Source organism: Sphingomonas rustica (genome assembly GCF_039652585.1).
Classification (GTDB): domain Bacteria; phylum Pseudomonadota; class Alphaproteobacteria; order Sphingomonadales; family Sphingomonadaceae; genus Sphingomonas; species Sphingomonas rustica.
The window spans coordinates 368,439-382,188 of record NZ_JBDIZK010000002.1 but is presented as its reverse complement, the minus strand read 5'-3'; the positions used below and the strand labels follow the sequence as shown (position 1 = coordinate 382,188).

General features: G+C 67.4%; 16 protein-coding genes. 3 read left to right on the top strand and 13 right to left on the bottom strand.

Annotated features, from left to right (window positions below):
• Window positions 1-35: 35 nt before the first annotated feature.
• The 7 genes from aac(3) to TPR58_RS04680 are packed head-to-tail and all read right to left on the bottom strand — an operon-like array spanning window position 36 to window position 6,725.
• Entirely contained in the window at window positions 36-863 is an 828-nt protein-coding gene (gene aac(3) / locus TPR58_RS04710; protein WP_346245461.1) for an aminoglycoside 3-N-acetyltransferase, read from the bottom strand.
• Window positions 850-1,704: an RDD family protein gene (locus TPR58_RS04705; RefSeq protein ID WP_346245460.1), complete on the bottom strand. Its 855-nt coding sequence runs from the start codon at window positions 1,702-1,704 to the stop codon at window positions 850-852. Before TPR58_RS04705 ends, aac(3) begins: the two co-directional genes overlap by 14 nt.
• Window positions 1,697-2,725: a stage II sporulation protein M gene (locus tag TPR58_RS04700; protein WP_346245459.1), complete on the bottom strand. Its 1,029-nt coding sequence runs from the start codon at window positions 2,723-2,725 to the stop codon at window positions 1,697-1,699. The genes TPR58_RS04705 and TPR58_RS04700 overlap by 8 nt, the downstream gene beginning before the upstream one ends.
• Window positions 2,722-4,017: a DUF58 domain-containing protein gene (locus TPR58_RS04695; protein ID WP_346245458.1), complete on the bottom strand. Its 1,296-nt coding sequence runs from the start codon at window positions 4,015-4,017 to the stop codon at window positions 2,722-2,724. Before TPR58_RS04695 ends, TPR58_RS04700 begins: the two co-directional genes overlap by 4 nt.
• Entirely contained in the window at window positions 4,017-4,973 is a 957-nt protein-coding gene (locus TPR58_RS04690; RefSeq protein ID WP_346245457.1) for an AAA family ATPase, read from the bottom strand. Before TPR58_RS04690 ends, TPR58_RS04695 begins: the two co-directional genes overlap by 1 nt.
• The gene (locus TPR58_RS04685) at window positions 4,960-6,105 is read right to left on the bottom strand and encodes a DUF4350 domain-containing protein (RefSeq protein ID WP_346245456.1); all 1,146 of its coding nucleotides are present in this window, start codon (window positions 6,103-6,105) and stop codon (window positions 4,960-4,962) included. Before TPR58_RS04685 ends, TPR58_RS04690 begins: the two co-directional genes overlap by 14 nt.
• Window positions 6,102-6,725 carry a hypothetical protein gene (locus tag TPR58_RS04680; protein WP_346245455.1) on the bottom strand — a complete coding sequence of 208 codons (624 nt, stop codon included), beginning with the start codon at window positions 6,723-6,725 and terminating at the stop codon, window positions 6,102-6,104. Before TPR58_RS04680 ends, TPR58_RS04685 begins: the two co-directional genes overlap by 4 nt.
• A 135-nt stretch (window positions 6,726-6,860) precedes the next feature.
• Here TPR58_RS04680 and TPR58_RS04675 point away from each other — a divergent pair, with 135 nt between their 5' ends.
• Window positions 6,861-7,721, top strand: a complete 861-nt coding sequence (locus TPR58_RS04675; RefSeq protein WP_346245454.1) for a hypothetical protein — start codon at window positions 6,861-6,863, stop codon at window positions 7,719-7,721.
• Between the two features lie 29 nt (window positions 7,722-7,750).
• On the opposite strand, the gene TPR58_RS04670 is transcribed toward TPR58_RS04675, so the two are convergent.
• Window positions 7,751-7,960: a hypothetical protein gene (locus TPR58_RS04670; protein WP_346245453.1), complete on the bottom strand. Its 210-nt coding sequence runs from the start codon at window positions 7,958-7,960 to the stop codon at window positions 7,751-7,753.
• Window positions 7,961-8,046: 86 nt separating this feature from the next.
• Here TPR58_RS04670 and TPR58_RS04665 point away from each other — a divergent pair, with 86 nt between their 5' ends.
• Complete coding sequence (locus TPR58_RS04665) at window positions 8,047-9,198, top strand: aminotransferase (protein ID WP_346245452.1); 1,152 nt, start codon at window positions 8,047-8,049, stop codon at window positions 9,196-9,198.
• Between the two features lie 6 nt (window positions 9,199-9,204).
• Here the strand turns inward: TPR58_RS04665 and mtnA are convergent, their stop codons facing one another.
• From mtnA to TPR58_RS04640, 5 genes are read right to left on the bottom strand one after another with little or no spacing between them, the layout of a single operon-like run.
• Complete coding sequence (mtnA, locus tag TPR58_RS04660) at window positions 9,205-10,248, bottom strand: S-methyl-5-thioribose-1-phosphate isomerase (RefSeq protein ID WP_346245451.1); 1,044 nt, start codon at window positions 10,246-10,248, stop codon at window positions 9,205-9,207.
• Complete coding sequence (mtnC, locus tag TPR58_RS04655) at window positions 10,245-10,877, bottom strand: acireductone synthase (protein WP_346245450.1); 633 nt, start codon at window positions 10,875-10,877, stop codon at window positions 10,245-10,247. The genes mtnA and mtnC overlap by 4 nt, the downstream gene beginning before the upstream one ends.
• Complete coding sequence (locus TPR58_RS04650; protein ID WP_346245449.1) at window positions 10,874-11,392, bottom strand: 1,2-dihydroxy-3-keto-5-methylthiopentene dioxygenase; 519 nt, start codon at window positions 11,390-11,392, stop codon at window positions 10,874-10,876. Before TPR58_RS04650 ends, mtnC begins: the two co-directional genes overlap by 4 nt.
• 20 nt (window positions 11,393-11,412) lie before the next feature.
• Window positions 11,413-12,036 (bottom strand): methylthioribulose 1-phosphate dehydratase, encoded by a 624-nt coding sequence (mtnB, locus tag TPR58_RS04645; RefSeq protein WP_346245448.1) that lies wholly within the window; start codon window positions 12,034-12,036, stop codon window positions 11,413-11,415.
• A gap of 38 nt (window positions 12,037-12,074) precedes the next feature.
• On the bottom strand, window positions 12,075-12,722 hold the full coding sequence (locus TPR58_RS04640; RefSeq protein ID WP_346245447.1) for a L,D-transpeptidase family protein: 648 nt from the start codon (window positions 12,720-12,722) through the stop codon (window positions 12,075-12,077).
• A gap of 268 nt (window positions 12,723-12,990) precedes the next feature.
• On the opposite strand from TPR58_RS04640, the gene TPR58_RS04635 reads away from it, so the two are divergent.
• Window positions 12,991-13,719 (top strand): murein L,D-transpeptidase catalytic domain family protein, encoded by a 729-nt coding sequence (locus TPR58_RS04635; RefSeq protein WP_346245446.1) that lies wholly within the window; start codon window positions 12,991-12,993, stop codon window positions 13,717-13,719.
• The last annotated feature ends 31 nt before the right edge of the window (window positions 13,720-13,750 follow it).

Sequence of the window (13,750 nt, the reverse complement as noted above, 5' to 3'; positions counted from 1 at the left end):
CCCGCCGGCGCCGCGGGCAAAGCCCGCATCGCCGATCAGCCGGGGACTTCGGCCTCCAGCCACCGCACCGCGAACTCGGTGATCGCAGCGGCATCGACCAGCACCGAGGGCGCCCGGCCCACCATGCCGCGCGCGCCCTGCCCCGACGCCAGAAACGCCTCGACGATGGTCGCGAAATAATCCTCGTCCAGCCCGTCGACCACCGGGTCGCCGGTGTCGAACTCCTCGACCATGCGCCACTCGGTTACTCCCGGCGTGGCGAACGGCACCTCATAGCGCCGGATGCGCTTGCCCGGGATGGCTGCCAGATGCTCGGCATGGTGCAGCAATGTCATCGTGTCGAGGGGCGCGCCGATCATCGCGACCTTGCCTCCTGCGGCAACCAGCTTCGCCAGCGGCGATCCGGGGCCATAGCCATAGTCGATCGGATGGTCGGCAGTGACGTCGTCCGCACGCGCACCGATCGCGGTCACCGACGGTCCGGGACTTGCGCTGCGCCGCGCGCCCGGGCGGGTGCGCAGGAATTCCTGCAGCGTGCCATTGTGGCGGATCGCGCGCGACGACAGCGGGTCGAACGGCGGGATGTGCGGGCGCCAGGCATCGGGCACCCGCCCGTCGGCGTCCAGCAGGTCCTCGTACCGCGCATTCCAGTCGGTATAGCCGATCAGCGTCCCCGCGCTTCCGACGACGGACAGCAAGGCGTCGATCAGCGTGTCGGGCCCACCGATCAGATCGCCGACCCGGCCCATCGCCGCATGGACCATCACCATGTCGCCGGCGACGACGCCCAGTCGCTCGAGATCCGCGGCAAGACCGGCCGCCGTCAGGAACGGCGGCACGTCCGCCGCGTCAGGCCTGCTCATATTTGTTCGCGCGCCGCTTGCCGAACAGCATGTTGCGCTCCAGCCGCTGGCACAGCGCAGCGTAATAGGCCTGTAGGAACTCCATATCGTCCCCACCTCCAGTCCAGCCGATCCGCCGCTGGATCGCCTGGGCGACGACGATCAGCGACAACTCGTCCTCGCGCCGCAGCACTTCCTCCAGCTTCTGCAGCTCGAATTCGCCATAAGCCGCCAGCTGCTCCTCGGTGAACACGAAGCTTGGCTCGACATGCGCGTGGACGACGCTGACCCCCAGCTTTCGCCGCGGGGTGCGCACCACCCAGGTGCCGGCGATCAGGTCGCCGACCCGCATCCGGTCGCGGTTGAACAGCGGGAAGAAGGTGAACAGCGCGACCCAGGCGAGCGCGGCATAGTTGGTCCAGGTGTCCGATCCGTCCGACGAGAAGGCATTGCCGAGCAGGAACAGGAACGGGATCCCGACCTCGATCTCGCGCAATGCGTTGCGCGCGACGACCGCCTCGCCGCTTAGCCGTCCGCCGTCGCGCGCGACGACCCGCAGGCGCATCGCGCGCTTGCCCGGGGTCGCCGCCCGGCTGCCCAGCTCGAACGCGACGAAATAGCCGCTGCGCAGGAAGAAGAAAACCAGCAGGACGATCGAGAACAGATATTCCGATCCCGTGGCGCGCCCGGCCATGATCAGTGCGGTGAGGAGCACGAGCGCGATGAACGCGCCGAAGATGATCGCCGCGTCGATCAGGAATGCGCCCGCCCGCTCGCCCGCACTGGCCAGTGTCAGCCGCAGGTCGACGCCTTCGGAGGTGATGAATTCGCGCTGCAGGGTGCGGTGCGGCTTGTCAGCCATTCGCATCGTCCTTCCCGCGCAGCGGCATGACGTAGAAATAGCAGAGCCACAGCACTAGCGCGATGCCGCCGATCCCGAACCGCGCGCCGTCGTCGCGGATCAGCTGGCGTCCGAACCCCTCCAGCACGCCGGCCAGGACCAGCATCATCACGACGCCCAGCATCGCGAAGCCGGTGGTCCGGCCGGCCGCGATGACCGACTGAAGCCGGCTTACGCGTCCGGGAAAGGCGGCCGCCCACCCGATCCTGAACCCGGCGCCCCCCGAGATCACGATCGCGAATATCTCGGTCGTGCCGTGGATCGACAGCCAGCCGGCCAGGTTCCAGCCCAGATCCTTGGGAATATAGACCGCCATCAGTGCACCCAGCATCGCGCCGTTCACGATCAGCAGCAGCAGGGTGGGCACGCCGAACGCGAAGCCGAGCGCATAGCAGCGCAGCGACACCCAGCTGTTGTTGAGGAACAACTGGGTCGCGAACAGGCCGAGCAGGCCGCCGGTATGGCCCGTGTTGGAATAGAGCCCGTCGCGCAGGAATTCCTTGCTTGCGGTCGGATCGCGTCCCCCCGCAAAGTCGGGGGAGATCACGGCGTTGAACCAGCTCGGATCCGCACGCACCAGGAAATAGGCGGCAATCGCCCCCAGGAAGAAGGTCAGCGTCGCCAGCACCGTCTCGCGCCAGATCGAGCGGACCGAAAGCGGCCAGTCGCTGCCGAAGAACTTGGCAAGCCGCCCGAGGAACGGCGCATGGACGCCGTACAGGATGAAATAGGCGCGGGTCGAAAGCGATTCGAGATAGGCGACCAGATCGACGTCGAGCGAGGTCTCGCGCGCCACCGACAGCGACGACAGCGTCGCGCGGTAGAGCACCGGCAGCTCGAACAGATCTTCGTCGGACAGCGACCCCGCCTTGCCCTTCTCGATCCGGTCGAGCAGCTGTTCCAGTCGCGTCCAGTCGGCCTCGCGCGCTTCGCGAAACCGCGTGGCGCTGCCGGCCGGTCCGCCGGGGGCAAGCGCGCTCACAGCAGGTTCCTCCGCTTGAATTCAAGATATTGGCGGACAAGGGCGTGGCCGACCTCGTTATAGCGGGCCTCGACGACGTGGATGCCCAGATGGCGAAGCCGGGAAATCACCAGGCGGCGTTCGCGCAGCAGTGCCGCCGCGGTCACGGCAAGCGCGACGTCGTCGACGGACTGCGGCTCGGCCTCGGCCATGTCCTCCAGCTCGGCATCACGCAGGACGACGAACAGCACCAAGTGGGTGCCGGTCAGGTTCGCCACCGCCCGCATCATCAGCTCGGCACCGGTCTGGTCGGTGAACTCGGTAAACACGACGATCAGCGAGCGGCGGTTGAGCGATCCCGCAAGCGTGGCGAGGCCCAGCGTGTGATTGGTCTCGGCAATCGAATAGTCGAGTTCGGCAGCCAGCCGCTGCATCAGCGGAAACGCCTGAACGCTGGAGACCAGCCCGGACGAAATGCGCGGCCGTGAATCATAGCCGAACAGCGCGACGCGGTCGCCCAGGCGCAGTGCCGAATAGGCTGCCAGCAGTGCAGCCGAAATGGCGCGGTCGACGCGCGGCAGCCCATCGACCGGTTCGCACATCACCCGGCCCGAATCGATCGCGAACACGATATTGTTGTTGCGCTCGATGCGGAATTCACGCGCCAGCAGCTTCAGGTGGCGCGCGCTGTGCCGCCAGTCGATCGAGCGCCGCTCCATGCCGCTGCGCCATTCGGTCAGCGCCTCGAACTCGCTGCCCTCGCCGCGGTCGATCCGCGCCATCTCGGCCATCTGCGATTCGCGCAGCATCACCGATGCCCCCTCGCGCACCGATCGGATGTCCGGGGTGATCATGACGGGCCTGTCCGTCGCGATCTCGCGCTGCTGCCACACCAGACCCATCGGCCCGGTCCAGCGAATCCACAGCCGCTCGATCGCATCGCGGCCACGCCGCGCTGCCGAGAAGGCAATGGCGACCTGACGCTGGTCGGGGCGCAGAGCCACCCGGTTGTCGGCGACGGGCACCAGCTTGCGCCCGGTGCCCAAAGCGATCTCGGTGCCGGCGGGCAATGCGCCCTCGGGGTCGAGAGTCACGGTGACGCTCAGCACCTGCCCGACCTCCACCGCGCCCGGACAGGTCACTTCGGTCGCCGGAGCCCTCCCGGCCATAAGCCAGTCGAGCATGATCAGCGTCAGCGCGACCAGGATCCAGACCAGGCCGAGATACCAGAGCGCAGGTGCGAAAATGCCGACCAGCAACCCCAGGGGGGCGCCGGCAGCCATCAGCAATACGCCCCGGCGGGTCGGGATCATCAGCGCGGCGCCTCGGTCTGCTCGATCAGCCCCGCGAGGATGGTATCGACCTTGCGGCCATCGATCTCGGCCGCGGGCGACAGGATGACGCGGTGGCGCAACGCCGCGGGGGCAAGCGCCTTGACGTCGTCGGGCAGCACATAGTCGCGACCGTCCAGCGCGGCACGCGCGCGGGCCGCCGCGGCAAGCATCGCCGCGGCACGCGGACTCGCGCCCGTCTGGAGGTCGCCGGTCGATCGGGTGGCGCGGATCAGGCGGACGACATAGTCGATGACCTCGTCCGCCAGCGTGTTGGCCGCGACGATGTCGGCGGCGGCACGGATCGTCACGGCATCGGCCACGCGGGCGACGCCCCATTCGTCGGGCTTGGGCATGCCGAAGCGATTGCCGTGCGCGGCGACGATCCGCCGTTCTTCCTCCGCGCTGGGATAGCTGAACTCATATTTGAACAGGAAGCGGTCGAGCTGCGCCTCGGGCAGCGGATAGACCCCCTGATTCTCGATCGGGTTCTGGGTGGCGACGACCATGAACCGATCGCTCAGCCTGTGATCCTCGCCGTCGATCGTGACCACCCGCTCCTGCATCGCCTCCAGCAAGGCCGCCTGGGTCTTTGGCGGGGTGCGGTTGATCTCATCGGCCAGCAACAGCTCGGTGAAGATCGGCCCGCGCGTCAGCGTGAACTGCGAAGTCTGGAAGTTGAACAGGTTCGACCCCAGAATGTCGCCCGGCAGCAGGTCTGGGGTGAACTGGATACGGCCATAATCCAGCCCCGCCGCGCGCGAGAAACACTGCGCCAGGAAGGTCTTGGCAGTGCCCGGCGGGCCCTCCAGCAGGATATGGCCCGAGGCGAACAGCGCGACGAGCATCAGCTCGACCGCCTCGTCCTGTCCCACCACGCCCTTGGCGATCTCGGCACGGATGCTGTCGCCCAGCGCCTTAACGTCATCGATGGTCACGGGTCACGGTCCTTCTCCAGCTGTACAGGTCGCGCACGGCAGCCATCAGCCGGCGCGTATCGGGGGCATCGGCCGCGCGCGCGGCGATACTGGTAAAGGGCTCGCCCTCGCGGCTCAGGCTGTCGAGATACCGGTCGAGCTCGGCACCGTTCAGTCCCGGCGGTGCGCCGGTCGCGCTCGCGACCGCCTCGCGGGTCAGCGCGACATAGCGCGCACCGGTTCGATGGCGACGGCGCGCCAGCCGCAGCAGCGCCACGCCGTTCTCGGCGATGGCACGCTTGCCGAACGCGACCTTGCGCTCTTCATGCAGCGCCGGTCCGAACCGGCGCGACGCATGAAGCGCCGCGAGCAGGGTCGCCAGCGCGAGGCACAGGGTGAAGGGGAGATAGGGCGGCTCGAACGCCAGCTTGAGCAGGCTTGGCCCTTCTCCTCGGCCGACCAGCGTGAGGTCGAACAGGATCGGCTCTTCGGCGATCTCCATCTCGTCGAGGATCGCCCTCGCGCGCTCGGCGCCGGCCAGGGTCTTCAACCCCATATTGTTCAGTGCGTCGGGATCGGCGAGGATATAGGTGCCGCTGCCCTTCACGGCCGCCAGAAGCGCACCGCCCGAGGGACCGTTCAGGATCGGCTCGAGCGTGGCGCCCTGGATCGTCCGGCCGCCCCTGGCGTCGCGGACCGTCACGTCGGCGACACCTTTCAGCATCGCGTTCAACTCGCCGGCCTGGAGCACTGCCGCCTCGCGCACCCAGCCGGGGCGCTGCGGCAGCGCGAGCACGATCCGCTTGGGGAGGATGATCAGCGTCTGGCGTCCGTCGCGTCGTTCGACGAAGCGCTTCAGTTCGTCCGGGTCCATGCCGAATTGCGGAGTCACGACCAGCAGCCCGTCGGAAAAAACGTCCCTGGGGTCACGGCTGGTCCTGACCGTGCTGCCGGTCGCCTGGGCAAGCTGGATGACCCCGGAAAACCCGACCGCCGAATTGGACAGGGCATGCGCGCCCACGCCCCGCTGCGGACGCAGATCCCCCTCATAGGCGGACAGGAGCATGAAGGCGATGAACGCAACGATCGAGACGATCGCCACGATCGCGATGGTCCTGCCCTTGAACGGTGCGCTGTCGCCGGTCGCGCTCATGCCCAGCTGCCCTTCAGCGCGAAGGCGTCATAGGCCGCCCGTGCTTCCTCCCACGCCTCGCGGCTCAACTGCCGCCCGGCGAACAGGCTGCGCTCGACCGCGCCGGCCATGACCTGGAAGGTGCTCCTGACCGGCGACGGCAAGCCATCGATCAGGCCGATCTCGCGGCTGGTCAGTGCCGGCTTGAGCAGCTTGGGCTTGCGCTTGCGAATGTCGTCGAGGCTGCGGTGGAGCAGCAGACGGGCAGCCTCTTCGTAGCGCCCCTCGGCCGCCAGCGCGTCGGCATCGGCCAGCAGCGCGCGGGCCTGCTTCTCCTCGGGCCGCCACTCGGCCAGGTCGTACTTGACGATCGCGGGCGCCTCGCGCTGGCTGCGATTGCGGATCAGGGAGCGGACGATCACGAACAGGATCAGCGCGGCGAACAGCCCGATCGCCACCCACATCAACCAGCCGGCGGAACTGCCGATCGTGCCGATCCAGTCCAGCCACGGCGACGATCCCCGAACCGGCGGAGCCTGGACCTGCGGCGGGGGCGGGAGATCGAACTGGATATCGCGATTTGCGAGCAGGCGCTGATGCGCCTCCGCGATCCCGTTCGCCGTCGAGGCCGAATTCGCCACACTGTCCCCTTCCCCACCGACTTCTAGTACAGGACCGGGCAAGTTGAAAGTCGCAGAAGACTGGACAGCCTCGCTGATTTTGTTCAGCTTTTCCCAGGACAGCCAACGGGGGCGGCGGCTGGAAGGGGGAAGTTCATGGCCTATCTCGCTGACGAGCGCGGACGATTCGAGATTTCGACCGTCATCTCGCGCACCTTCGACTCGATCGGCGCGAACGCGCCGCTGTATCTGGGCGCGTCGTTCCTGCTTGCCGGAGGACCGCCCTTCGCGGCGATCTGGTGGAGCCGGCAGGCTGCCTTGGTCACGCCCTATGGAATGCCCGACTATTCGAGGTTCGACTTCTGGTTGCCCTATCTGATCATCGGCGCCGTCGGGCTGCTGACCAACGCGGTGCTACAAATCGCGCTGTCGCACGCCACATTCCGCCATCATGCCCGCCAACGAGTCGCCGCCGGTGAAGCGCTTGGCGTGGGGTTTTCACTCATGTTGCCAGTCGTCGCGATCATCCTCGTCACGTGGATCGCGTCAATATTGATCTCGGGTATCACGATGTTCGTGCTGGTCCTGATGCTTCAGTCGATCACAGCCCTGCAGGCGATCCCATTAGTTGTATTTACAATCATTTTAATCGCCGGGGTTCTTGCCTTGCTGCTCTGGATCCGCTGGTCGATCGCTGTGCCGGTGTACGTCCTGGAACGAGAAGGGTTGATCGAGGCGTTCGCGCGAAGCTGGGTGCTGACCAGGGGATCGGGGTTCCGCATCTTTCTTGCCATGCTGCCCTTCTGGATCGGCGCTGCGGTCCTCGCGCTGCTCCAGCATTTCGCGGACCAGGCGACCCTAGGCATGGCGAGCCCGCTGATCATCTCGCTGGTTGTCGGGACGGTGAACGCCTTGGTCGCGGTGGGCGGCATGACGATGCTTGCCAGCGTGATGCTGGAACTGCGCGACACCAAGGAGGCGGTGCCCGACGGTGACCTGACCGCGATCTTCGCCTGAAGCGTCGATCGCGGCCGGTACGGTGGAGGTTACTTGCGGTTGCCGCGCCAGTAGAGCAGCGCGGCCACGACCGCGGCCGAGCCGACGCCGATCGCGGCGCCGACGCCCAGCTGGCGGTTGGTCGGCGCGCGGCGCTTGATATCCGCGGCCAGCTGGCGGACGGCGGCAAGGGTCTCGCCCTCCTGCTTGTCCTCGGCGGAGTTGGTCTTCGGGGTTTCGCGGGCTTTATCGGTGCTCATGACGGACTCTTGTTACGCTTCCAGCCTGAACCCAGGGCTAACGATCCCGTTGCACGAATGCAATTTATGCATGTTAGGTTGAGCGCATGAACCCGATCTACGCCGCGATGGGCACGACCATCTTCGAAGCCATGTCGGCCCGCGCCAGGGAGACGGGCGCGATCAATCTGGGCCAGGGATTTCCCGACGGCCTGGGCTGCGAACCGGTCGTCGAGGCGGCGGCCCGGGCACTTCGGGAACGATCGAATCAATATCCGCCGATGCCCGGACTGATCGAGCTGCGCCGCGCGGTCGCCGATCATTACGCCCGCCATCAAGGGCTGAACCTGAGCCCCGAAGAAGTCATCGTGACGTCGGGCGCGACCGAGGCGCTGGCGACGAGCTTCCTTGCGCTGATCGAGCCGGGCGACGAGGTGATCTGTCTCCAGCCGCTGTACGACGCCTATGCGCCGTTGATCCAGCGCGCGGGCGGCGTGCCGCTCTACGCGAGGCTGGAGCCGCCCCACTGGACGCTGGACCGCGCCGCGCTGGAGGCGCTGGTGACCCCGCGCACCCGCTTCCTGCTGATCTGCAACCCGGTGAACCCGGCCGCCAGCATGGTCGGAGCGGAAACGCTGGCCGGGATCGCCGACTTCTGCGTCGCGCACGACGTGATCGCTATCTGCGACGAGGTGTGGGAGCACGTCACCTTCGACGGTGCCCGCCACCTGCCGCTGATCGGCTTTCCCGGCATGCGCGAGCGTACGGTCAAGATCGGGTCCGCCGGCAAGATCTTTGCGCTGACCGGGTGGAAGGTGGGCTGGATGTGCGCCGCGCCACCGATCGCCCGGGTGCTGGCCAAGGCGCATCAGTTCCTGACCTTTTCCACGCCACCCAATCTGCAATGGGCAGTGGCCGAGGGCCTGGCAACGCAGGATGGCTGGGTGCAGGATACGCGTCACCGGTTCCAGCGCTCGCGCGACCGGCTGGCGGAGGGGCTGAAAACGGCCGGCTATGCCACGCTTCCCAGCGCCGCGACCTATTTCCTGAGCATCGACCTCGCAGGCTCGGGCATCGCCATGGACGACCGCAGCTTCAGCGAGGCGCTGATCGAGGCGGGCGTGGCGAGCATTCCGGTTTCGGTCTTCTATGCGGAGACGCCGGCGACCCATGTCGTCCGGCTGTGCTTTGCCAAGGAAGACGCCACGCTGGACGCGGCGATCGAGCGGATGGCGGATTTTCGCGCACGGCTGGGCTGAGGCGGGTCAGACCCGGTCGAGGACGCCGCGCTCGGTGATATAGGCGGTCACCAGCCGCGCCGGGGTTATGTCGAATGCGGGGTTTGCCGCCGGGGACTCGGTCAGCCGGACCGTCTCGATCCCCGCCTTGCCCATGCCGGACACGCAGGTCACCTCGGCGGCGTCGCGCTCCTCGATCGGCACCTCGGCACCGGTCGCGGTTGCCGGATCGAAGGTCGTATGGGGCAGCGCTACATAGAAGGGCACGCCATTGTCGTGCGCCGCCAGCGCCTTCAGATAGGTGCCGATCTTGTTGCAGACGTCGCCATTGGCGGTCACCCGATCGGTCCCGACGATGACCGCGTCCACCTTGCCCTGCATCATCAGCAGACCGCCGGCATTGTCGGTGACGACCGTGTGCGGCACGCCGTGATTGCGCAGTTCGAACGCGGTCAGCAGCGCGCCCTGGTTGCGCGGGCGGGTCTCGTCGACCCAGACATGGATCGGGATGCCCGCATCATGCGCCAGATAGATCGGCGCGGTCGCGGTGCCATAATCGACCGTCGCCAGCCATCCCGCGTTGCAATGGGTCAGGATGTTCACCGGCCGATCGGGATGCCGGGCATGGAGCGCCTGGATCAGCGCCAGCCCATGCTCGCCGATCGCGCGGCACAGATCGGAATCCTCGTCGCAAATCTCGTCGGCACGCCCCCAGGCGGCGTCGGCGCGCGCCTCGGGCGGTAGCGGCGCGACGGCCGCCCGGACACTGTCCAGCGCCCAGCGCAGGTTGATCGCGGTCGGCCGCGTCTCCAGCAGCATCGCATGGGCATTTGCCAGCCCCGCATCGCCGGGATCGGCGTCGAGCGCCATCGCCAGACCATAGGCAGCGGTGACGCCGATCATCGGCGCACCGCGCGTCCACATCTCGCATATGGCGGTAGCGGCGCCGGGCGCATCGCGCAGCGTCACCCAGCACACTTCCCAGGGCAGCTTGCGCTGATCGAGGATGCGCACGCCCCTGCCGTCGTCGCTGCGCGCGATCGATCGCGTCTGCCGCCCCTCTAGGATCATGGCAGGACTTCCGCCAGGCTGGAAACCTCGCCGGTCCGGCCGTCCCGGTCGATCAGCAGCGCCTGCATCCCCGCCGCGCGTGCCGCGTCCACCTCCGCCTGGATATCGGACACGAACAGCATGTCGCCGACCGCCAGGCCGGTCGCCTGCGCGATCGCGGCATAGGAGCCGGCCTCCCGCTTCGGGCCCGTCGTCATATCGAAATATCCGGAGATCAGCGGGGTCAGGTCCCCCGCGACCGAATGGCCGAAGATCAGCTTCTGCGCCTCGATCGACCCCGACGAGTAGATCCGGACCGGGATCCCCCTGGCCTGCCACCGATGCAGCGCGTCGGGGGTATCGGGATAGACATGGCCCTGCAGCGCGCCCGAGGCATAGCCCTCGGCCCAGATCATCCCCTGCAGCGCCTTGAGCGGCGTTTCCTTGCGATCCTCGTCCATCCAGCGCAGCAGCGTCTCGACCGGATCGCCCGGAACCTGGGCGAGGATCGGAGCCACGCGACCGGCATTCGCCGCGACGAACGCCCGCAAATGGGTGCGCGCATAGGGAAACAGCACGTCGGTCACGAAGGCGATGCTGCTGGTCGTGCCCTCGATATCGAGCAGGATGGCGCGGGGCGCTTGGGTCATGGAGCCTCGTGGCGCGGAAAACGGTCGGCGATGGGATCGCCGGTGAAATTCGCCACCCATCCCGCCGGATCGACGAACAGCCGGATCGCGGTGAAGTGCGGGTGCGGACCCATGTCGAACCAGTGACGGGTGCCCGCCGGCACCGCGATCAGGTCGCCCGCCTCGCACAGCACCGAATGGACCCGATCGTCGTCGCGCAGCGTGAACAGCCCCTGCCCCTCGACGAAGAACCGGACCTCGTCCTCGGCATGCCGGTGCTCGGAAAGGAATTTGGACCTCAGGACCGCGCGCTCCGGATGGTCGGCCGTCATGCGGATGACATCGACCGATCGATAGCCGCCCTCCGCCTTCAGCCGATCGATCTCCGGCGCGAAGGCCGCCAGCACCGCCGCGCCGTCGGCATCGCGCGCCACGTCACGCAGCGGCCATTGTTCGAACCGGACGCCGATCGCGGCAAGCCGCCGAGCGATCTCCGCCGGATCGTCGGTCTCGACCGGATCAAGCCCGTCGAGCATAGGAAAAATCCTCAGCCTCGTCATGCCAGCCCCTTCCGGAATGCCGCCTCGGCAAGCTCGCATTCGATCAGCCATTCGGTGGCTTCCATCACGCGCTCCGCCTCGTCCAGATCCGCGCCCCAGGCATAGAGACCGTGGCCCCGGATCAGATAGGCAGGCGCGACATCGGCTGCGCCCAGCGACGGCGCGACCGCGTCATCGATCACGCTCATATCCTGGCTGTTGTCGACGATCGGCAACCGCACCTCCGCATCATGCGTGCCGATACCGGGAAACGCCTTCAGCATCTCGTGACCAGTGAACCGCCATTCGCTGGCAGTCACCGCCCTGCTGAAACCGACCGTTCGGGCGGAATGGCCATGCAGCACGGCGTGCGCACCGGGAAACAGGCCGTAGAGCGACAGGTGAAGCGCCGTCTCGGCGGACGACCGTCCGGTTCCGATGACGATGCCGTCCGCACCGACGCGCAGGATGTCTTCCGGCTGCAACCGCCCCTTGTGCCTGCCCGACCGGGTCACCGCGAAGCTGCCATCGTCCAGCCGGACCGAGTAATTGCCCGATGTGGCGGGGGCCCAGCCGCGCGCGTCGAAGCGACGGCCGATCTCCACCAGCGCGCGTGCAGCATCGTCGAAGCCCATCGTCATCCGACCGGGCTAGCGCAGGAATGTGACAGGCCGAAGGATCAGCGCACCGCTGGCTCTGCACGCTCCGCACTGGCCGTCACGACGTTCCAGCGTTCGTCGGTGAAGCCGCGCGGGTCGGCGACCAGCATCGGCACCGCCGGCTGGCGCATCAACCGCCTGGGAACCGCATCGCCGACGATCGACACGGTCGCGCCCGTGCGGGTCAGGTCGAACAGCCGACGGGCGAAGGCCGCGGGCATCCGGATGCATCCGTGCGAGGCGGGATAACCGGGCAGATGCCCGCCATGGAGCGCGATCCCGTCCCAGGTGAGGCGCTGCATCCAGGGCATCGGCGCATTGCTGTACAGGTTGGAGCGGTGAAATTCCCGCTTTTCCAGGATGGTGAACTCGCCGACCGGCGTCGCCTTGCCCCGCTTGCCGGTCGACACCGTGCTGACGGCGATCAGCGCCTCGCCGCGATAGACATACATGACCTGCGACGAGATCGAGACGATGATCGAGATCGACGAGGTCGCGCCGCCGATCGCGGCGGGGCGCTCGAACCAGAGAAACTGCCCGGGTTTCAGCGGGACGAACTCGACCTCGGCGGGTTCGCTGCGCGACGTCCCGGTCTGCGCCAGCGCCGGCGCGGCCAGCAGCGAGGCTGCCCCGCAGAGCATGCATGCGATCGCCTGCCAGTCCTTCATCGGCGAACTCCCCTCGCCGCCGGACTCGCCCGGCCGCAAGATCGTTAATGGCAAATAAACTGTTGGGTAACCGCGCGAATCCGATACCGACCCTGTGTCATTTCGGGACCAACCCACTGACTCGGTTCGGAAATAGGGCCACGACTCGGCGAACCGGGCCATCGCTGCGGCGAATGGCGGACAATGTGGCAGCATGTCAGCAATTCGCACCCGATCTATGTGGTACATCTTTCCACAGCGGGAAAACGAATTGGGCACGACCAAAGCTATGAAGTCTCTCGACACGGCGCAGACGCGCCGGACCCTCATCAAGACCGGGCTGATCGCCGCCGGCGGCGCCGTGGTGACGGCCTGCGCCCAGCGATCGGTCCCGATCGCCGCCCGGCCGATGCCCTTGCCAGCGACGCCTCAGCGCCCGGAAGGCGTCGAGATGGCGGCTGCCCAGATCCAGGCGAGCCCGGCCGCGTCGCATCGTCCGGCACCAACGGGCGTGCGCCCCGATCTGTTCCGTCAGGCCATCGCCTCGCTGAACCGCCATTCGATGCGGATCGCATCGCATGACCGCATCGCGATCGCCGACTTCGCCATCCCGTCCTACCGCCCGCGCTTTCACATCGTGAACCTGGGCACCGGTCAGGTCGAAACGATGCTGGTCGCGCACGGCGTCGGCTCCGACCGCGAGCATACCGGCCTGCTGCACAATTTCTCCAACGCGGTCGGGTCGGAAGCGACGTGCGAAGGCGCGTTCGTCACCAGCGAATATTATGTCGGCAAGCATGGCACGTCGCAGCGGCTGGAGGGGCTCGACCCGACCAACAACAATGCGCTGGACCGTGCGATCGTGATCCACGGCGCCTGGTATTCGAACCCGGACATGGTCGCGAAATGGGGCAAGCTGGGCCGGAGCCAGGGCTGCTTCGCGGTGGGCGAGCAGGATCTGGCGAAGCTGTTCGAACGGCTCGGCCCCGGCCGGATGATCTATTCCGCCAAGGCCTGACGCAACGCTCACGACAGCGGCGGGGTTGGCA

Excerpts from the sequence above, each read along its gene's own strand:
- TPR58_RS04635 (WP_346245446.1), top strand. The coding sequence starts at position 12,991 with ATGAAGTCTCTCGACACGGCGCAGACGCGCCGGACCCTCATCAAGACC.
- TPR58_RS04705 (WP_346245460.1), bottom strand. The coding sequence starts at position 1,704 with ATGGCTGACAAGCCGCACCGCACCCTGCAGCGCGAATTCATCACCTCC.
- TPR58_RS04675 (WP_346245454.1), top strand. The coding sequence starts at position 6,861 with ATGGCCTATCTCGCTGACGAGCGCGGACGATTCGAGATTTCGACCGTC.
- mtnA (WP_346245451.1), bottom strand. The coding sequence starts at position 10,248 with ATGATCCTAGAGGGGCGGCAGACGCGATCGATCGCGCGCAGCGACGAC.
- TPR58_RS04665 (WP_346245452.1), top strand. The coding sequence starts at position 8,047 with ATGAACCCGATCTACGCCGCGATGGGCACGACCATCTTCGAAGCCATG.
- mtnC (WP_346245450.1), bottom strand. The coding sequence starts at position 10,877 with ATGACCCAAGCGCCCCGCGCCATCCTGCTCGATATCGAGGGCACGACC.
- TPR58_RS04640 (WP_346245447.1), bottom strand. The coding sequence starts at position 12,722 with ATGAAGGACTGGCAGGCGATCGCATGCATGCTCTGCGGGGCAGCCTCG.
- TPR58_RS04670 (WP_346245453.1), bottom strand. The coding sequence starts at position 7,960 with ATGAGCACCGATAAAGCCCGCGAAACCCCGAAGACCAACTCCGCCGAG.
- mtnB (WP_346245448.1), bottom strand. The coding sequence starts at position 12,036 with ATGACGATGGGCTTCGACGATGCTGCACGCGCGCTGGTGGAGATCGGC.
- TPR58_RS04650 (WP_346245449.1), bottom strand. The coding sequence starts at position 11,392 with ATGCTCGACGGGCTTGATCCGGTCGAGACCGACGATCCGGCGGAGATC.
- TPR58_RS04685 (WP_346245456.1), bottom strand. The coding sequence starts at position 6,105 with ATGAGCGCGACCGGCGACAGCGCACCGTTCAAGGGCAGGACCATCGCG.
- TPR58_RS04695 (WP_346245458.1), bottom strand. The coding sequence starts at position 4,017 with ATGATCCCGACCCGCCGGGGCGTATTGCTGATGGCTGCCGGCGCCCCC.